This window comes from Psychromicrobium xiongbiense, assembly GCF_030271165.1.
GTDB lineage: Bacteria > Actinomycetota > Actinomycetes > Actinomycetales > Micrococcaceae > Renibacterium > Renibacterium xiongbiense.
The window spans coordinates 24,610-41,968 of the sequence record NZ_JASSZH010000005.1 but is presented as its reverse complement, the minus strand read 5'-3'; the positions used below and the strand labels follow the sequence as shown (position 1 = coordinate 41,968).

Sequence of the window (17,359 nt, the reverse complement as noted above, 5' to 3'; positions counted from 1 at the left end):
ACATCACTCGCTTTCGTCCGGACGCTGCGCGTCGGGCGTTGATTCGGTGGCGCTGCCACTGGTCTTGCCGGTTCCGGTGCTCAGTTCATGGCTGAGCTGGGCCACAGCCTCCACCCCGCCATCGCGCAGGGCAGCGACCAGTGCGGTTCCGACGATCACGCCATCGGCGTAGCTGCCGATCTCCGCGACGTGGGCAGCAGTGCTGACTCCCAGTCCAACGCAGACGCGATCCGCGCCGACGGCCCGGGTGCGTTCCACCAGGCTCTGGGCGCTGGCGGAAACATTCTGCCGCGCCCCGGTGACGCCCATGATCGATACCGCGTAGACGAACCCACGGCTAGCTTCCACGGTGCGCGCCAGGCGTTCCGGGGTCGATGACGGAGCGACCAGAAAGACCCGGTCCAGACCGAATTCGTCCGAGGCGGCAAACCATTCGGAGGCCTCATCCGGAATCAGATCCGGTGTGATCAATCCGGCCCCGCCCGCAGCGGCCAGACGGCGGGAGAACTCACGCACACCCATCCGCATGACGGGGTTCCAGTAGGTCATCACCAGAACGGCCACGTCGGTGGCAGCGGTGATCCCGGCCACCACGTCAAAAACGCTCGCCACCCGGAAACCCTTGGCCAGTGCCTCGGTGGTCGCGGCCTGGATGACCGCTCCGTCCATCACGGGATCCGTGTACGGAATGCCGATCTCGATCAGGTCCACGCCGTTACGGGCCAGCGCAATGCCGGCATCGATGGTCGTCTGCACATCCGGGTAGCCTGCGGGAAGGTAGCCGATCAGGGCTGCCCGTCCGGCATTGCGGGCGCGGTCGATGGCGGCAGCCGACTTGGACTGGCCTGCCAGGCTTATCTGGTCAGTCGTGGCGCTCATGCGGGGCTTCCTTCATGCTGGTCCTGATCGGTGTCCTGGTCCAGAAGTCCGAACCATTCGGCTGCGGTCTCCACATCCTTATCTCCCCGACCGGAGAGATTCACCAGGACAATCAGGTCCTCGGGATTCGGCACACCGGCTGCCAGACGCTTACCGATCCGGATCGCTCCGGCCAGGGCATGGGCAGACTCGATGGCGGGGATGATGCCCTCCGTGCGGCACAGCAGCCGGAAGGCATCCATCGCCTCGGAATCGGTTACCGGCTCATACTGGGCCCTGCCGATTTCCGCCAGATAGGCATGCTCAGGCCCCACGCCCGGGTAGTCCAGGCCTGCTGAAATCGAGTGGGATTCGATGGTCTGGCCATCGTCATCCTGCATGAGGAAGGACCGCGCCCCGTGCAACACACCGGGTTTGCCGAGGGTGATCGTGGCGGCATGCCTACCGGTCTCAACGCCATCGCCGCCGGCTTCAAAGCCGTAGAGCTGCACCGTAGGATCGTCCAGGAAACCATGGAAAATGCCGATCGCATTGGATCCGCCACCGATGCAGGCACAGACCGCATCGGGCAGGCGCCCGGTCAGGCTGAGAATCTGTTCCCGCGCCTCTTCACCGATCACCTCATGGAAGTAGCGGACCATGGCCGGGAAGGGATGTGCTCCGGCAGCGGTGCCCAGGAGATAATGCGTGGTGTCCACATTCGCGACCCAGTCACGCAGGGCATCATTGATGGCATCCTTGAGCGTCTGAGAGCCGTTGGTCACCGGGATCACCGTCGCGCCGAGCAGCCGCATCCGGGCGACGTTGAGTGCCTGCCTGCGAGTGTCTTCGGCACCCATGTAGACCACGCACTCCATGCCGAGCAGAGCCGCAGCGGTGGCGCTGGCCACGCCGTGCTGACCGGCGCCGGTCTCCGCGATCAGGCGGGTCTTACCCATCCGGCGCGCCAGCAGAGCCTGCCCCAGCACATTGTTGATCTTGTGTGAGCCCGTGTGATTGAGGTCCTCGCGCTTGAGGAAGACCCGTACACCACCGGCATGCTCGGCAAAACGGGGAGCCTCGGTCAGCAGCGAAGGTCGTCCCGAATAGTCGCGGTTGAGCCGGGCCACCTCAGCGAGGAACTCCGGATCAGCCTTCGCCTTGTTGAAGGTGTCTTCCAGCTGATCCAGCGCAGCGATCAGGGCTTCGGGCATCCAACGGCCACCGAAATCGCCAAAGTACGGCCCGGAGGCGTACTTGAGCGAAGCTTCGGGAGCGTCCGGAACGGACACCGCGCGCGTGGCAGGATCCTGGGTGGCCGCCGCCTGGCGGAAATCTTCAATCAACGTGCCGGGTTCCTTGTCTTTGACCAGTGCTTCGCCGACCAGCACTGCGGTGGCCCCGTGGCTGGCGTAATACGCCACATCGTCGGAGTCCTGGACTCCCGATTCGGCCACCAGGACCAGCCCGGCAGGCACCAACGGGGCCAGCTTCGCGAATACTTCGCGGTCGACATCGAGCGTTTTGAGGTTACGAACGTTGACGCCGAGGATGCGCGCACCGGCGGCCAGCGCACGGTCGACCTCCTCGGCGGTGTGCGTCTCCACGAGCGCATTCATGCCCAGTTCCTCGGTCAGCTCCAGGAACCGGCGCAGCTGGGCATCATCGAGCGCCGCCACGATCAGCAGCACCAGGTCCGCACCGTAGGCGCGAGCCTCCCAGATCTGGTATTCCTCGACCGTGAAATCCTTGCGGAGCACCGGGATGGAGACCGCCGCGCGCACTTCCTCAAGATCGGCCAGGGAGCCGCCAAAACGGCGCTGCTCGGTCAGTACGCTGATCACCGAGGCGCCGCCGCGGGCATAGCTGGCCGCGAGGGTGGCGGGATCGGGGATCTCGGCCAGTGCACCCTTGGAAGGACTACGACGCTTGACTTCCGCGATCACACTCAGACCCTCGGTCGTCAGCGCGGCCAGGGCATCCCGCGCCGGAGCCTGCTGTACACAGAGGGCCTGCAGTTCCTCCAGCGGGCGAGCAGTGATGCGTTCAGCGAGGTCTTCTCGGACTCCTGCAATGATGTCGTCGAGGACGCTCACGCTCAGTGACCCGAGTTCTTGACCCTGGAACCGCCCACGCCGAATCCGAGGGACCGCAGGATGATGCCGAGGGCAAAGCCGATCACCATGACCACGGCGCCAGCGATGAACAGCGGCACATTGGCGATCACGAAGGCGATGGAGCAGATCAGTGCGCCAGCCAGGGCGACGAAGACCAGAGTCCAGGCGGCAGGGCTGTTTCCGTGTCCCTCGCCCGCGGCAGGAGCGAGCTGCGCCCCGGTCGTCTGAGTGGTCGCGCGGCCATCGGTGGTCCTGGTGCTCATGATCTCTCCCTGAGACGTATGGTGTGCTGAACGCGTGTGATGGCGGGCGATCCGCAGGTCTGCAGCTTATCGCCGGGCCGCCACGCACACCCCTTCATTCTGCCAGATGGCAGAAGGGGCTTGGTGTACCACTTCGTGGGTGTTGACTCGTGGGTTTTCAGTCGTGATCGTCAGTCGGGTCGAGCCCGGCACTGAGCTGGTCCCAGCGATCGATGTCGTCCGGCTCGGCGACCGCTGCCGACTTCCCGGCCTGCGGCGTGCGCACGGGGATTCCGCCCTCGGCGGACCCGACTACTTCAGCGGACTGGGCCGCTGTCCCGCTCTGCGCCGACCCCCGTGGCGTTGGTGCACTCGACGCTGCGGTGTAGTCAAACTTCCGACTCTGCGACCAACTGCGCCCCAGTGCCACGACTGCCGCTGCCCCCAGCAGGAGCAGGACCGACAGCACCACAGCAGCCCAGACCCACCACTGGGTTCTGATGTCCAGGGCCAGCCCGGTCACGCCCAGTTGCGTTCCCACCGGCCCGGACACCGCGGCATCGGCGTTGAGCAGCACGTTGAGCGCACTGAGCCCGGCACCCAGAGCTGCCAGAGCCCAGACGATGGCCGCCACCAGACGGCCAACCTTGCCACCCAGGGCTGCGGCCAGGGCCGCGGCGACGGCCACCACGGCGAAGGCCACCACGGCAGGACTCGCCTTGGACCCCGCGACCTGCACGGTGGTCGGCTGAATCACTCCCTGGTTGATCTGCACCACGAACCAGTTCTGTGTGGTCACCCCGAACAGGGCGGCGGCCAGCAGAATACCCGCCAGGATCAGAAGGCCCTTCCTGCGGTACCAGGGCAGAGAAATGCTGCGGGACTGATGCTGCTCCTGCGGCGTCTCGCTCACTGGACGCCCGCGATGACAGCGTCCCGTTCGTCATCGCGCGTGCCCGAAGCCGCCAGGCCTGCCTCCGCCGCCCGCTGGTGAAGCAGCTCTGCGGCATAGACCGCCTGCAGTGGAGCCGCCGCCTTGTTCACCGTTTCCAGAGCTTCTGCGGTCTCCTGTGAATCTGCCACGATCCCGCCACCGGCCTGCACATAAGCGGTCCCGCCACGCAGCAAGGCGGTACGGATGCTGATCGCGGCATCCATGTTCCCGGAGAAGTCCAGGTACCCGACGATTCCCCCGTAGAGGCCGCGCCGCTGGGGCTCCAGCTCATCGAGCAACCGCATGGCGCGGGGCTTGGGTGCCCCGGAGAGAGTCCCCGCCGGGAACGTAGCCGCGAGCGTGTCATACGCGGTTTTCTCCGGAGCGAGCGTCCCGACCACGGTGGAGACCAGGTGCATGATGTGGCTGAACCGCTCCACCTCCATGAACTGGGTCACCTCCACCGAACCTGGCAGGCAGACCTTGGAGATGTCGTTTCGGGACAGGTCCACCAGCATCAGATGCTCGGCGCGTTCCTTCTCGTCGGCCAGCAGGTCCTGCTCCAGAGACTGATCCTCCTCCGTGGTCCGCCCCCGTGGCCTGGATCCGGCGATCGGGTGGGTGATCACCTCGGTTCCGGAGACCGTCACGAGGGCCTCCGGGGAGGAACCGACAATGGTGTAGTCCTCGCCCTCAGGATCGGTGAAGTTGAACAGGTACATGTAGGGGCTGGGGTTACTGACCCGCAGCATGCGGTAGATATCGAGCGGATCCGCCTGGGTCGCCATCTCGAAACGTCGGGAGACCACCACCTGGAACACCTCGCCATCGACGATGGCTTCCTTGCCCAGCTTGATCGCGGCCAGATACTCCGCTTCATCCCAGGTTTCCCGGACCTGCGCCCGATACCCGGAACGGACCTGAGCACTGTCCACCGGGACGGTGACCGGAGCCACCGGCGCTGACTGCAGCGCGGCGAGCATCGCCTCAATCCGTGCCACGGCATCGTGCCAGGCTTCGTCCACCCGTTCGTCTCCGCCATCGAAATTGATGGCGTTGGCGATCAGCAGCACCGAGCCATCGGTGTTGTCATGGACCGCCAGATCGCTCACCAGGTTAAAGGCCAGCTCCGGCAGTCCCAGATCATCCACAGGAGGGGTGGGCAGCTTTTCCCAGTGCCGCACCGATTCCCAGCCCAGGAAGCCGACCATTCCTGAGGTCAGCGGAGGCAACCCCTCCAGCCGCTCGGTATGCAGCAGCTCCACCGTACGGGCCAGCGCGTCCACCGGACTTCCGGACAGCGGAACACCCTCGGGAGGGGTGCCCTGCCAGTGCACCTCGCTCCCTCGGCTGGTCAGCGTGGCAGAGGACCGCACGCCGATGAAGGAATGCTGAGACCAGACGCCACCAGGTGCGGCGGATTCCAGCAGAAAGGTCCCCGGAGCGCCTCCTGCCAGCGCACGATACAGACCGATCGGCGTCTGGGAGTCCGCCAGAACCCGCAGACGAACGGGGATCACGCGATGCGCCTGCGCCAGGACCCGGAACTCTTCCAGGCTTGGTGTCACGTTGCCGGGGGTCACGCTGATGTTCACTGAGCGGCCTCATCACTTAGCACGACGACGGGGAGTTCCCGGCCGTCAAAACAGGTTCGGGTGCCGGTGTGGCAGGCGGCACCATGTTGATCGACGGTGACCAGAAGGGCATCGCCGTCACAATCCAGGGCGACGGATTTCACGAGCTGAATGTTCCCGGACGTGTCACCCTTACGCCAGTACTCCTGTCGGGATCGGGAGTAGAACGTCACCCTGCCAGTGCCGAGCGTCCGGCGCAGGGCTTCATCATCCATCCAGCCCAGCATCAACACCTCGCGGGTGTCGAACTGTTGCACGACGGCGGCAACCAGCCCCTGCGGGTCCCGCTTGAGCCGTTGGGCGATCTGAGCAGGCAGGGCCGGGCGGTCTGAGGCATCCCCAGAAGGGTTTTCGTCAGCAGGAACTTGGGTGGGATTCACGATGGACATCTTCTCAATTCTAGGACGTTGGTCATGACTCACAGAATCCAGGCATTCGCCGGAGAACGACGCGGTGCAGAAGCCCGCTTTCCGGGCCAGTTCGTGCTAATTTCACAAGTGATGCATTTCGTCGATCCTTCCCGCGAAGTTCTGGCCGAAACACTTTTAGCTGCCGGCCCGGACGCTGCCACGCTCTGCGCCGGATGGCGCACCCGGGAACTTGCGGCGCACCTGTACCTGCGGGAGCGCAATGCAAGCGTCGGCCTGGGACTTCTGGTGCGTTCCTTCGCCAGGGCCTCGGAGTCCGCCACTCGCAAACTTGCGGCGAAATCAGCCACCCCTGCGGCCTACGCGGCGCTCGTTGAGCAGTTCCGCGCCGGGCCTCCCGCGCTCTCTCCGATGCGGATCAAGGCCGTAGACGAGTCCTCCAACCTCACCGAATACTTCGTGCACACCGAGGACGTCCGCCGGGCGACCGACCGTTGGGCGCCCCGTGCCCTCGATGAGGCCTACTCGCAGGCTCTCTGGGATGAACTCGTCAAGCGCGCAGCCATCCTCTACCGGGGGGTTGATCTCGGCATCGTGTTGGTACAGCCCAGCGGTCCGCGCCATGTGGCCAAACGAGCCCCTGTTTCAGTGGCTATTGTGGGCGAGCCCGGCGAACTGCTGATGCATGCGCACGGCCGCACCGACCATGCTCTGGTGACCTTTGAAGGCCAGCCGGATGCCGTGGCCTTGCTGCAGAGCGCCGAGGTCGGGCCCTAAGGCCTTCGTCCGAAGCTGAGCCCTCCGAAGCGCGGGGGCGACCGAAGCGTCAGCGGACCTCGTAGCCCGCAGCCCGAATCGCAGCCTTGACCTGAGCGATCGCATCCACCGGACCGAAGTGGAAGATGCTGGCGGCCAGAACGGCGTCGGCCCCGGCGATCACGGCGGGCGGGAAATGCTCGGGAGCACCGGCACCACCGGAAGCGATCAGCGGAACCGTCACGGCAGAGCGCACCGCCCGGATCATCTCCAGGTCGAAGCCTTCTTTGGTGCCGTCGGCATCGATCGAGTTGAGCAGAATCTCGCCCACTCCCCGATCGGCTGCCTCCCGGGCCCATTGCACGGCATCGCGGCCGGTACCGCGGCGTCCACCGTGAGTGGTCACCTCGAAGCCGGAGGGTGCAGAGGCCAGATCTGTGGTGCGACGGGCATCCACGGAGAGCACCAGCACCTGGGAGCCGAAATGCCGGGTGATCTCGTCAATCACCTCGGGGCGAGCCACCGCCGCGGAGTTGATCGAGGCCTTGTCGGCCCCCGCCCGCAACAGCCGGTCCACATCGGCGACCTCGCGGACCCCACCACCGACGGTCAGCGGGATAAAGACCTGCTCAGCGGTGCGGGCCACGACGTCGAAGGTCGTCTCCCGCTCGCCGGAGGTCGCCGTGACGTCCAGGAACGTCAGCTCGTCGGCACCGGCCAGATCGTAGCGGCTGGCCAGTTCCACCGGATCACCTGCGTCCCGCAGCTGCTCGAAGTTGACGCCTTTGACCACGCGACCGGCATCGACGTCCAGGCAGGGAATGACTCGAATGGCAACGGACATGTTGTTTCCGTCCTCTTCAGTGGCTCAGATACGGCAGGCGTGAATGGAGGAGACCAGAATAGCCCGTGCCCCGAGGTCATAGAGCTCGTCCATCACCCGGTTGGTGTCCTTTTTGGGCACCATGGAGCGCACCGCGACCCAGTCAGAATCGCGCAGCGGCGAGACGGTTGGCGACTCGAGTCCCGGAGTCAGCGCACTGGCAGCATCCACCAGGTCCTTGCGGATGTCGTAGTCCATCAGCACGTACTGCCGCGCGACCAGAACGCCCTGCAGCCGTCGAATCAGGACATCCAGTCCTGGTGGGGTCTGCCCGGTGCGGCCGATCAGCACAGCCTCGGAACGCAGGATCGGATCAGCGAAGATCTCCATGCCGGCCGCACGTAGCGTGTTACCGGTCTCCACCACATCAGCGATGGCGTCCGCCACGCCCAGTCGCACCGAAGACTCCACAGCGCCATCGAGGCGTACCACGGTGGAATTCACCCCGTGGTCGGCAAGATACTGTCGCAGCAGACCGTCATAGCTGGTGGCGATCCGTTTGCCCTCCAGCTCCTTCAGTGTCGAGAAGTCACCGATCGGCCCGGCAAAGCGGAAGGTGGAGGCAGCAAAGCCCAACTGGAGCAGCTCACCGGCGTTCACCTGCGCGTCCAGGAGCAGATCGCGCCCCGTGATGCCCAGATCGAGGGTGCCGGAGCCAACGTACACCGCGATGTCGCGCGGGCGCAGGTAGAAGAACTCGATGTCGTTTTCGGCATCGACCAGCACCAGCTCCCGGGTATCCCGGCGCTGCCGGTACCCGGCTTCAGAGAGCATGGCGGCGGCTGATTCTGACAGAGAGCCCTTATTGGGCACGGCTACGCGAAGCATGGAAAATCCTCAAGTCTATGAGTGGGGAAAGCTGGGAAAGGACGGCAACAGGCCACCGGCGCACGGCCGGCGGCTAGAGATGGGTGTAGACGTCTTCCAGGCTGATCCCCTTGGCCACCATCATGACTTGCACGTGGTAGAGCAGCTGGGAGATCTCCTCCGCGGCTTCGACATCACTCTGGAACTCTGCGGCCATCCAGACTTCCGCCGCTTCTTCCACGATTTTCTTGCCGATTCCATGCACGCCCGAATCCAGTTCGATGACGGTCTTGGATCCGGCTGGACGCTGCACCGCTTTCTCGCTGAGCTCAGCAAAAAGGGCTTCGAAGGATTTCACGACTCCAGCTTATCGGGTTGAGCGCAGGATCAGCGCCGTGTTGAGCGCGGCATGCGTCGCCTCGTATCCTTTGTCCTCCACCGATCCGGGGAAGTCACCACTGGCTGCGAGTCCGGCCCGGTCCAGCGCCTGACGCTCGTTATCGCAGGTCAGCACACCGAAGCCGACCGGCACCCCGGTGCGCACGGAGACCTCCGTCAGCCCGGACGTCGCACCCTGACAGACGTAGTCAAAATGCGGTGTACCGCCACGGATGACGACGCCCAGCGCCACCAGGGCATCAGAACTCCCGGCCAACCGACTGGCAGCTACCGGCAGTTCAAAGGTGCCCGGCACGCGAATGACGCGCGGTGCCCCGATGCCGGCATCCTGGGCGGCCCGGAGGGCACCGTCCAGAAGCCCGTCCATCACCTGTTCGTGCCAGGAAGCAGCAATGATGGTCAGGGCGAGTCCGGAGGCGTCGAGGGACTCGGTCTGTGGTGCGCCAGCTCCGCTCATGCGGGTTGTCCTTTCGAAAGGGTGGTCGAGATGGGCAGGGGCCGCGGCTCAGCGAAGCCCTGCAAACTCAGTTGATGGTTCATTTTGTCCCGCTTGGTCTGCAGATACCGAAGGTTCTCTGCGCGGGTGGGCACCTCGGCGGGAATCACGTCCGCAATCGTGATGCCCAGCGCCGCCAATCGTTCCGACTTCGCCGGATTGTTGGAGAGCAGATTGATCGTCTCAAAACCGAGCTCGCGAAGAATCGCTGCGGCTGCCCCATAGGATCGTGCATCCACCGGCAGGCCCAACTGTTCGTTGGCTTCCACCGTGTCTGCCCCGGCTTCCTGCAAGGCATAGGCACGAAGCTTATTGGACAGTCCGATGCCGCGACCTTCCTGGCCGCGCAAGTACACCACCACCCCGCCGTGCCGCTGGATCTGTTGCAGGGCGTCATCCAGTTGTTCTCCGCAATCGCAACGGTAAGAACCGAAGACGTCACCGGTCAGGCATTCAGAGTGAACCCGGACCAGCGGAGTCGAGCCATCCGGCACCGGGACCTGTACCGAAAGATGCTCAATCCCGGTACCTTCCTCATGCCAGGCCTGCATCTGGAAGATTCCGTGCACGGTGGGCAGCTGGACCACCGGCCCAGCGAGCAGTTCAACCTCAGGATCGAGGGGTGTGTTCATCGTTCTACCTCCGGGTGCGCCCCACTGCGGGCGAGTGCGCTGCTCTCATGGCGGTCAAGATATTTCACCAGGTCAGCGATCGAGATCATCGGGCAGCCATGCTCGCGGGAAAACACCTCGAGTTCGGCGCGACGCATCATCTCGCCATCGTCACGGACGATCTCGCTGATCACGGCTACGGGTTGGCAGCCAGCCAGAACCGCCAGCTCAACAGCAGCCTCGGTGTGGCCTGGCCGCTGCCTCACCCCGCCTTCAACGGCGCGAAGCGGGAAAATATGCCCAGGTCGGGTCAGGTCCTCCGCGATCGATGCCGGGTCCGCCAGGACCCGCGCCGTTCGCGCACGGTCGGTGGCACTGATCCCGGTGGACACGCCCTGGGCCGCATCGCAGCTGACCGTATAGGCGGTGCCCTTTCCGTCCTGGTTGACCTCCGTCATCGGCGGCAGCTCAAGCCGATCCGCGTGCTGGTGGTCCAGCGGCACGCAGATCACCCCTGATGTATGCCTGATGGTCCAGCCCATCAACTCGGCCGTGCTGTGCTCTGCTGCGAAAATGACATCGCCCTCGTTTTCCCGGCTTTCGTCATCTACCACCACGACTGCGCCACCGCGGGCTATTGCAGCGATCGCCTCGGGGATGCCCCAAAGCTCTTCTTGTTGCCCGGAACCTACTGGCTCACTGGGGCTGGTCCGGTTCATGAGTCTTCCCGGAAGGCGAGCAGCCGTTCGGTGTACTTGGCCAGCACATCGGTCTCCAGATTGACGCCCTCGCCGATCGACTTTACGCCCAGCCCAGTCTCGGCCAGGGTGGTCGGGATGATCCCTACCTCGAACCACGGCTCGGGCTCCCCCGGCGCGCTGACCGCGGTGACCGTCAGCGACACGCCATCGACGGCTATGGACCCCTTCTCAGCAACGTATCTGGCCAACCGGGGCGGCAGGGCAAAACGCAGCCGCTGCCACGGGCCAAGATCAACACGTTCGAGCAGGCTCCCGACGCCGTCCACGTGACCCTGCACGACGTGCCCGTCCAGGCGTCCGCCGGCAGGAACGCAACGTTCCAGGTTGACTGACTCGCCCACCACCCTGGAGCCGAGTGTGGTCCGTTCCAGAGTCTCCCCCATCACGTCCAGCCGGACCACTCCCTGCTCAATCGAGGTGGCGGTCAGGCAGACGCCGTCCACAGCGATCGAGCCACCCCAACTGAGTCCCTCGGCCTGCTGGCCTGCCTCCAGGAAAAGCACCGCCCCTGCGGGCCCGAGCTGAAGATCTGTGATCGTGCCGCGTGCGGCCACAATTCCGGTAAACATCGTCTATCGCCTTTCCGACGAGTCGTCCCGCGCATCGCGGGGAATCAGAGTAAAGATGAGGTCGCGGCCCTTCAGCGTCAGGCCGGCAGCGGGATCCCAGTCGAAACTCAGGGCATCGCTGAGCGTCCGGATACCCAGATCGCCAATCACAGGAATTCCCGCGCCCAGAATGGTCGGGGCCAGCGCCACCGTGATTTCATCGACAGCGTCTGCGGCCAGAAAAGCCGCCGTCACCTGGGAGCCGCCTTCCACCATCAGATGGCGGACGCCTTGGCGGTGCAGTTCCTTCCCCGCACGGACCGGGTCCCGATGCCGCAGGTGCAGCCAGGCGCCGTCCCCACGGATGGCGGCATCCTCCGATACCTCTCGCTCGCCCAACACCACACGCAACGGCTGATGCGGGTGCAGGGCACCACCCGGAATGCGTGCGGTCAGACGCGGATTATCAGCCAGCACCGTCCCGGTACCGACCAGCATGGCGTCCACCCGGCTGCGCAGGGCATGATTGTCCTCCAGTGCCTCCGGGCCGGAGATCCACTGGCTGGTGCCGTCCTGGGCGGCGATCCGCCCGTCGAGCGTCTGGGCCAGATGAAGGCTGGTGTACGGCCGCTGTTCACGCACCGCGCGCAGCCAGCGCCGGTTCAGCTCCTCAGCCCGGGGCCGAAGAACGCCTCCCTGGACCTCGACCCCGGCGGAACGAAGATATTCGGCACCGCCGGCAGCGCGCCGATCCGGGTCATCCACGGCATAAACCACGCGCCCGATGCCGGCCTCGACCAGAGCGTGCGAACAGGCAGGCATGCGGCCCTGGTGGTTGCAGGGCTCCAGGGTCACCACCGCGGTGGCCCCATGCGCCTGCCCAGGCTCCAGCTGTGCGAGGGCATCAGCTTCGGCATGCGGCGTTCCGGCCCCGCGGTGATGTCCCACGGCGAGCAGCCGCCCCTGCGGATCCAGGATCACGGCCCCCACCAGCGGGTTGGCACCGCGCACCCCACCGAGAGCGGCGTCGAGTGCGGTCTCCATGGCGCTTTCCTCCGCGAGCACCATGCTCATGGTCGCGCCTCCACAGCCGATGCCTCCACCGGCTGGGGGCTCAGGCGACCATTCAGGTACCTGACCCGCCACCAGATAAAGAATCCGGCCAGGGTGAAAGCCCCGTAAAAGATGTACATCAGGGCACTGGCGATGTAGCCCGCAGAAAACAGCAAAGGAACCCCGACAACGTCGACGGCCACCCAGAGCAGCCAGAATTCCACCCAGCCCCGCGCCATCCCGTAGGTGGCCAGAAGCGAGCCGGTGAAGATCCAGGCATCGGCCCAGACCGGCGGATACGATCCAAGAAGACTGAACAGAGGCGTCAGGATCGCGGTGCCGCCCAGGAGGGCTGCCACCAGGCCCAAGCGGACCGGCCAGCTGGCCCACCGCGGCACAATCGCCGTCTCCGATCGCGTGGCGGTGTCAACGGCACCCGTGACCGCATGCCGAGGCTGGCGCCAGCGGTACCAGCCGTAGACCGAGACCACGATGAACATGATCTGGCGGCCCGCCTGGCCCCAGAGATTGACCGCCTGCGGGGAGCCGAAGACGGTGCCCATGAACACCGTGAAAAGAAGGACGTTGCCTACAATGCCCACCGGCCAGGCCCACGCCTTTCGACGCATCCCACCCAGGGCGCTCAACAGTCCAAAGACATTTCCCAGCACTTCTCGCCACAACAGGAACCCGCCACCGGCGAATTCGAGTTTGGCGTCAAAGAGCCACCGCAGAAATTCCACTACGTTCCCTTCCATCTACTGCGATGGCTCCGGGGACGTAGTCATGAGCACGCGGAAAAGAGACCTCTCCCTGGCATGCCAAAACTCGCGCGCTTCTCCCATCCAGACTTTAACTGTCGGTACCGGAATTTCACCGGATCGGCCACATCCACTCCAAAGAGCAGCTGTGGTTCGCGGACTATCACCGCCGGTTCGGACTTACACCGACCCCGGAGCACGTTGATTGTTCTATTCTGCACTAACTACTCAGGCACCAACGCACGGCGAGGGCATTTTCTTCCCTCGCCGTGTCAGAGATCGCCGGTCAGAGATCTGTCAGTTGACGGAGCCGGTCGATGGCGGCTTCCGGATCCGGCGTGTTGTAAACGGCGGAACCCGCGACGAAGACGGTGGCACCCGCCTCCGCGGCACGCACGATGGTCGACTCGGAGACACCGCCGTCCACCTGGAGCGCCACCGCAGCCCCCGAGCCGTCGATAGCGGCCCGGGCGCGGCGAATCTTCGGCAACAGCACGTCCAGGAAACCCTGGCCACCGAAGCCCGGCTCCACCGTCATCACGAGCAGCAGATCCAGCTCGGCCAGAAGATCCAGATAGGGCTCCACCGCTGTGGCAGGGCGCAAGGCCATACCAGCACGGGCACCGCAGGCGCGCAGTTCCCGGGCCAGCAGAATCGGTGCCCGGGATGCCTCGACATGAAACGTCACCGAAGCCGCGCCGGTCTTTGCATACTCGGGGGCCCAGCGATCCACATCCTCGATCATCAGATGCACATCGAGCGGCACTGGGCTGACCTGCTGAATGCGCTGCACCACGGGCAGGCCAAGTGTGAGGTTCGGCACAAAGTGATTGTCCATCACGTCAACGTGGACGGCGTCAGCATTGGCGATGCGGTCAAGCTCGGCCTGAAGGTTGACGAAGTCAGCTGACAGGATGCTGGGGTGAATTGCTGCCATGCTCGGATTTCTCGATTCTGTAATTCATAGGTGCACTCGGATTCTTGCACCCCAGTGCTGCAGTGTGAGGGACGATGACGACCTCCGCTCAGGTCTTCTTCTGCAAAAGCGCCAGGAACATCGCATCGGTGCCGTGCAGATGCGGCCAGAGCTGCGCCTGCTGATCGTGTCCCGCCTCCAGTGGTCGGAGCGCCACAGCGTCCAGAGCCGATCCGGCATCGAGGGCGACGATGTCCTGGCGCTTGCGCAGTACATCAGCGACCACGGCGCTGGTTTCCGCTGGATGCGGAGAGCAGGTCACATAGGCCAGAACGCCGCCCGGTGCCAGGGCATCCAGGCCTGCGCTGAGCAGTTCACGTTGCAGGATGCTCAGCTGGGCCACCTCGGCGGGAGTCCTGCGCCAGCGGGCCTCGGGGCGCCGTCGCAGTGCGCCCAGGCCGCTGCACGGCGCGTCCACCAGGATTCGGTGGAAGCGTTCAGGAGACTCCTCGCCAATGGTCCGGCCATCCCCCTGGCGTAGCTGCCAGGTCTCCTCCGGGACCGCGAGGAGAGCCTTGCGGACCAGCTCGGCTCGGTGAGGGGTCGGCTCATTAGCCAGCAGGCTGGCACCGGATTCGTGGGCCAGCGCGGCCAGTAAGGCAGCTTTTCCGCCCGGGCCGGCACAGAGATCAAGCCACCGTTCCGGCGTTCCCTCCTCGGTCTGCAGTGGCACGCCAGCCAGGGCGCGGGAGACCAGCTGGGAACCCACGTCCTGCACCCGGACCCGTCCGGAACGCACATCGGCCATGCGCCCGGGGTCTCCACCGGATCCGATCGCCGAGTCCTCCACGAGTGGTCCGGGTTCAAAACCTGCATCCAGCGCCTCATCCAGGCTCCCGAGCCCCGGCAGCGCCACCAGGTTGACCACAGGTGCGGCGTTATCCGCCTCCAGAAGAGCGTCGATCTCCTCCACTGGGCGTCCGTGACTGACCAGCGACTGGCGCAGGGCACGCACGATCCAGGCCGGATGCGCATACCGCACGGCAGCGGCCTCCAGCGGATCCGCACCATCCGTCAGCAATTCAAGCCAGGCGGCAAGATCATGTTCGGAAATCCGGCGCAGGATGGCGTTGACAAAGGACGCAGCACCGGCCCCGACCACCGCGCGGGCCAGACCCACAGTCTGGTTCACTGCGGCATGCGGCGGAATGCGGGTGGCCAGTAGCTGATGAGCACCCAGACGAATGACGTCGAGTACGGCAGGCTCCACCTCGGCGAGGGTACGGTCCATACAGCGGCTGATGATGGCGTCATAGGTGCCCTGACCGCGGAGGGCGCCATAGCTGAGTTCGGTGGCCAGCCCGGCATCGCGGCGGTCCAGCCCGGCGCGGCGAATGGCCGCGGGAAGCACCAGATTGGCGTAGGCGTTGTCAGCAGAAACCGCCCGCAACACCTCGAAGGCGACCAGTCTGGCCGGATCGGCTTCGCGCAGACGCTGAGCGGGTGTGGCCTCGGAATACTGGCGGGGTGCGCGGGTGCCACGGTTGCGTTCCCGGCCCTGTTCATTGCGGCGTCCGCCGCCGGAGGAGGATCTACCCCCTGCGGCCCCGCCCGACGGTTGGCGCGGCCCCGCACCCTCTCGCTTTCCCCGGCGACCGTCATCGTGTGTGCCGTTATTCACCGAACATCACCTCCTGTGTCGTCGCCATTCCACGCAGCCAGTCAGCGGCGCTCATCATCTTTTTTCCGGCAGGCTGAACCGTGATCAGTTGGACGGCATGCGAGCCGGTCCCGACCAGTGCTGCTCCATTCACCACGGCCAGCTCCCCGGGCTTGAGCCCGCGAGAGTCAGGACGCAGGATCACCGGCCCGAGCTTGAATCGTTGACCGGCAAGCAGGGTCCATGCACCCGGCTCCACGGTCATGGCGCGAATCCGGCGCGAGAGAGCAAGCGCAGTGTCGTGGAAGTCGACCTGGGCATCTGCCAGAGTCAGTTTGGGGGCCAGGCTCACCGGTCCTGACTGTGGGGTCGCTACCGCCTGGCCGGACTCCACGAAACTCAGCGTACTGGTCAGCAAGCCTGCACCGCGGCGGGCCAGGCGGCTGAGCAGTTCCTCGCTGGTGTCCTTCGCACGAATCGGCTCGGTCACGGTACCGAAGACCGGGCCGGTATCCAGCCCCGCCTCCAGTTGGAAAGTGGAGGCACCCGTCACCTCATCCCCGTGCAGGACGGCATATTGCACGGGCGCAGCTCCGCGCCAGGCCGGAAGCAGGGAGAAATGCAGATTGATCCACCCGAAGGGTGGAATCTGCAGAGCTGCGGGCGGGACCAGCGCGCCATAGGCGACGATGGCGGCCACCTCGGGCTGGAGGGTACGAATGGCCTCCTGCGCCTCAGCGTCCACCCGGGATGCCCTGATCACCGGGAGCCCGAGTTCCTCAGCCCGCGCTGCCACCGGTGAGGGGGTGAGGACGCGCTTGCGGCCCAGCGGCGCATCGGGCCGGGTCAGCACCCCGACGACGTCGAATCCCGCGGCGAGCAGAGCTTCGAGACTGGGCAGGGCGACGACTGGGGTACCCGCGAAGAGGACCTTCATGCGGTCCCGCCCAGGCCACCGAAACTGGATGCCACGGTGCGGGCACGCAGGTCGTTCGTCTGCGCAGTGATGCCGGAGTAGTCCGCCTGTCGGATGGACCGCATGGCGTTCTTGCGGTCAGTTCCTTCCAGACGGTCAATGAAGAGCGTTCCGTTCAGATGGTCTGTCTCATGCTGGAGGCACCGGGCCAGATATCCGGTTCCCTCAACGGTCACCGGTTCGCCGTGGAGATCAAACCCGCGAACCACACTGTGTTCGAAGCGCGGCGCAGGGAACCCGAGGCCGGGGACCGAAAGACAACCCTCAGCGCCCGAGCCCTGGAGCTCTGCGCTGTTGATGATCGTGGGATTGATCACGTGCCCCTGCGCATCTCCGATTGCATAGGTGAAAACCTGCAGGCTCACGCCGATCTGCGGAGCCGCAAGACCCACCCCGGCGACATCGTTCATGGTCTCCGTCATGTCAGCCACCAGCTTTTCCAGCTCCGGGCCAAAGTCAGTGACCGGTGCTGCCGGGGTGCGCAGAACAGGGTCCCCGATGAGCCGAATATGAAGAATCGCCATGCCTACTCAGGATTCCGTTCAGTTGAAGGTTCAGGTGAAGAGGGTCTGGAAGTGA

General features: G+C 65.3%; 20 protein-coding genes, 1 pseudogene and 1 riboswitch. Of the genes and pseudogenes, 1 reads left to right on the top strand and 20 read right to left on the bottom strand.

The features are described 5' to 3' along the window. Positions 1-3: 3 nt before the first annotated feature. From trpA to hisI, 7 genes and pseudogenes are all read right to left on the bottom strand, one after another. On the bottom strand, positions 4-879 hold the full coding sequence (gene trpA / locus QQM37_RS01350) for a tryptophan synthase subunit alpha (protein ID WP_285724285.1): 876 nt from the start codon (positions 877-879) through the stop codon (positions 4-6). After that, positions 876-2,150 (bottom strand): tryptophan synthase subunit beta, encoded by a 1,275-nt coding sequence (gene trpB / locus QQM37_RS14475; RefSeq protein ID WP_420030109.1) that lies wholly within the window; start codon positions 2,148-2,150, stop codon positions 876-878. Before trpB ends, trpA begins: the two co-directional genes overlap by 4 nt. 81 nt (positions 2,151-2,231) lie before the next feature. Then, a pseudogene (gene trpC, locus QQM37_RS14470) lies at positions 2,232-2,954 on the bottom strand (indole-3-glycerol phosphate synthase TrpC); the annotation flags it as partial. Positions 2,955-2,956: 2 nt separating this feature from the next. Then, positions 2,957-3,238 (bottom strand): HGxxPAAW family protein, encoded by a 282-nt coding sequence (locus QQM37_RS01340; RefSeq protein WP_285724281.1) that lies wholly within the window; start codon positions 3,236-3,238, stop codon positions 2,957-2,959. A 157-nt stretch (positions 3,239-3,395) separates the two neighbouring features. Continuing rightward, positions 3,396-4,130 (bottom strand): Trp biosynthesis-associated membrane protein, encoded by a 735-nt coding sequence (locus tag QQM37_RS01335; protein ID WP_285724279.1) that lies wholly within the window; start codon positions 4,128-4,130, stop codon positions 3,396-3,398. Then, the gene (locus QQM37_RS01330; RefSeq protein ID WP_285724277.1) at positions 4,127-5,746 is read right to left on the bottom strand and encodes an anthranilate synthase component I; all 1,620 of its coding nucleotides are present in this window, start codon (positions 5,744-5,746) and stop codon (positions 4,127-4,129) included. Before QQM37_RS01330 ends, QQM37_RS01335 begins: the two co-directional genes overlap by 4 nt. Then, positions 5,743-6,174, bottom strand: coding sequence for a phosphoribosyl-AMP cyclohydrolase (hisI, locus tag QQM37_RS01325; RefSeq protein ID WP_285724275.1), 432 nt, complete (start codon positions 6,172-6,174; stop codon positions 5,743-5,745). The genes QQM37_RS01330 and hisI overlap by 4 nt, the downstream gene beginning before the upstream one ends. Positions 6,175-6,285: 111 nt before the next feature. Between hisI and QQM37_RS01320 the strand changes: the two genes are divergently transcribed. Then, positions 6,286-6,930, top strand: a complete 645-nt coding sequence (locus tag QQM37_RS01320; RefSeq protein WP_285724559.1) for a TIGR03085 family metal-binding protein — start codon at positions 6,286-6,288, stop codon at positions 6,928-6,930. Between the two features lie 49 nt (positions 6,931-6,979). On the opposite strand, the gene hisF is transcribed toward QQM37_RS01320, so the two are convergent. The 13 genes from hisF to def form a co-directional block, all read right to left on the bottom strand. After that, positions 6,980-7,753 carry an imidazole glycerol phosphate synthase subunit HisF gene (gene hisF / locus QQM37_RS01315; RefSeq protein ID WP_285724273.1) on the bottom strand — a complete coding sequence of 258 codons (774 nt, stop codon included), beginning with the start codon at positions 7,751-7,753 and terminating at the stop codon, positions 6,980-6,982. Positions 7,754-7,777: 24 nt separating this feature from the next. Next, on the bottom strand, positions 7,778-8,620 hold the full coding sequence (hisG, locus tag QQM37_RS01310; protein WP_285724271.1) for an ATP phosphoribosyltransferase: 843 nt from the start codon (positions 8,618-8,620) through the stop codon (positions 7,778-7,780). A 73-nt stretch (positions 8,621-8,693) separates the two neighbouring features. Beyond that, on the bottom strand, positions 8,694-8,957 hold the full coding sequence (locus QQM37_RS01305; protein ID WP_285724269.1) for a phosphoribosyl-ATP diphosphatase: 264 nt from the start codon (positions 8,955-8,957) through the stop codon (positions 8,694-8,696). Positions 8,958-8,966: 9 nt separating this feature from the next. Continuing rightward, on the bottom strand, positions 8,967-9,455 hold the full coding sequence (gene ribH, locus QQM37_RS01300; RefSeq protein WP_285724267.1) for a 6,7-dimethyl-8-ribityllumazine synthase: 489 nt from the start codon (positions 9,453-9,455) through the stop codon (positions 8,967-8,969). Beyond that, on the bottom strand, positions 9,452-10,126 hold the full coding sequence (ribA, locus tag QQM37_RS01295) for a GTP cyclohydrolase II (protein WP_285724265.1): 675 nt from the start codon (positions 10,124-10,126) through the stop codon (positions 9,452-9,454). Before ribA ends, ribH begins: the two co-directional genes overlap by 4 nt. Further along, positions 10,123-10,824: a 3,4-dihydroxy-2-butanone-4-phosphate synthase gene (gene ribB, locus QQM37_RS01290; protein WP_285724263.1), complete on the bottom strand. Its 702-nt coding sequence runs from the start codon at positions 10,822-10,824 to the stop codon at positions 10,123-10,125. Before ribB ends, ribA begins: the two co-directional genes overlap by 4 nt. Next, a complete protein-coding gene (locus tag QQM37_RS01285; RefSeq protein WP_285724261.1) occupies positions 10,821-11,435 on the bottom strand; it encodes a riboflavin synthase in 615 nt (204 codons plus the stop codon). Before QQM37_RS01285 ends, ribB begins: the two co-directional genes overlap by 4 nt. A gap of 3 nt (positions 11,436-11,438) precedes the next feature. Then, complete coding sequence (gene ribD, locus QQM37_RS01280; RefSeq protein WP_285724259.1) at positions 11,439-12,488, bottom strand: bifunctional diaminohydroxyphosphoribosylaminopyrimidine deaminase/5-amino-6-(5-phosphoribosylamino)uracil reductase RibD; 1,050 nt, start codon at positions 12,486-12,488, stop codon at positions 11,439-11,441. Beyond that, positions 12,485-13,210, bottom strand: coding sequence for a nicotinamide riboside transporter PnuC (gene pnuC / locus QQM37_RS01275; protein WP_285724257.1), 726 nt, complete (start codon positions 13,208-13,210; stop codon positions 12,485-12,487). Before pnuC ends, ribD begins: the two co-directional genes overlap by 4 nt. Positions 13,211-13,296: 86 nt before the next feature. Continuing rightward, positions 13,297-13,431, bottom strand: a riboswitch (FMN riboswitch). An 83-nt stretch (positions 13,432-13,514) separates the two neighbouring features. Beyond that, entirely contained in the window at positions 13,515-14,165 is a 651-nt protein-coding gene (rpe, locus tag QQM37_RS01270; RefSeq protein WP_285724254.1) for a ribulose-phosphate 3-epimerase, read from the bottom strand. A gap of 88 nt (positions 14,166-14,253) precedes the next feature. After that, the gene (locus QQM37_RS01265; RefSeq protein ID WP_285724253.1) at positions 14,254-15,825 is read right to left on the bottom strand and encodes an RsmB/NOP family class I SAM-dependent RNA methyltransferase; all 1,572 of its coding nucleotides are present in this window, start codon (positions 15,823-15,825) and stop codon (positions 14,254-14,256) included. Beyond that, entirely contained in the window at positions 15,818-16,741 is a 924-nt protein-coding gene (fmt, locus tag QQM37_RS01260; RefSeq protein ID WP_285724251.1) for a methionyl-tRNA formyltransferase, read from the bottom strand. The genes QQM37_RS01265 and fmt overlap by 8 nt, the downstream gene beginning before the upstream one ends. Then, the gene (def, locus tag QQM37_RS01255; RefSeq protein WP_285724249.1) at positions 16,738-17,304 is read right to left on the bottom strand and encodes a peptide deformylase; all 567 of its coding nucleotides are present in this window, start codon (positions 17,302-17,304) and stop codon (positions 16,738-16,740) included. Before def ends, fmt begins: the two co-directional genes overlap by 4 nt. Positions 17,305-17,359: the final 55 nt, after the last annotated feature.

Excerpts from the sequence above, each read along its gene's own strand:
- rpe (WP_285724254.1), bottom strand. The coding sequence starts at position 14,165 with ATGGCAGCAATTCACCCCAGCATCCTGTCAGCTGACTTCGTCAACCTT.
- def (WP_285724249.1), bottom strand. The coding sequence starts at position 17,304 with ATGGCGATTCTTCATATTCGGCTCATCGGGGACCCTGTTCTGCGCACC.
- QQM37_RS01340 (WP_285724281.1), bottom strand. The coding sequence starts at position 3,238 with ATGAGCACCAGGACCACCGATGGCCGCGCGACCACTCAGACGACCGGG.
- trpA (WP_285724285.1), bottom strand. The coding sequence starts at position 879 with ATGAGCGCCACGACTGACCAGATAAGCCTGGCAGGCCAGTCCAAGTCG.
- fmt (WP_285724251.1), bottom strand. The coding sequence starts at position 16,741 with ATGAAGGTCCTCTTCGCGGGTACCCCAGTCGTCGCCCTGCCCAGTCTC.
- hisI (WP_285724275.1), bottom strand. The coding sequence starts at position 6,174 with ATGTCCATCGTGAATCCCACCCAAGTTCCTGCTGACGAAAACCCTTCT.
- hisF (WP_285724273.1), bottom strand. The coding sequence starts at position 7,753 with ATGTCCGTTGCCATTCGAGTCATTCCCTGCCTGGACGTCGATGCCGGT.
- ribH (WP_285724267.1), bottom strand. The coding sequence starts at position 9,455 with ATGAGCGGAGCTGGCGCACCACAGACCGAGTCCCTCGACGCCTCCGGA.
- ribB (WP_285724263.1), bottom strand. The coding sequence starts at position 10,824 with ATGAACCGGACCAGCCCCAGTGAGCCAGTAGGTTCCGGGCAACAAGAA.
- hisG (WP_285724271.1), bottom strand. The coding sequence starts at position 8,620 with ATGCTTCGCGTAGCCGTGCCCAATAAGGGCTCTCTGTCAGAATCAGCC.
- ribA (WP_285724265.1), bottom strand. The coding sequence starts at position 10,126 with ATGAACACACCCCTCGATCCTGAGGTTGAACTGCTCGCTGGGCCGGTG.
- QQM37_RS01320 (WP_285724559.1), top strand. The coding sequence starts at position 6,286 with ATGCATTTCGTCGATCCTTCCCGCGAAGTTCTGGCCGAAACACTTTTA.
- ribD (WP_285724259.1), bottom strand. The coding sequence starts at position 12,488 with ATGAGCATGGTGCTCGCGGAGGAAAGCGCCATGGAGACCGCACTCGAC.
- QQM37_RS01285 (WP_285724261.1), bottom strand. The coding sequence starts at position 11,435 with ATGTTTACCGGAATTGTGGCCGCACGCGGCACGATCACAGATCTTCAG.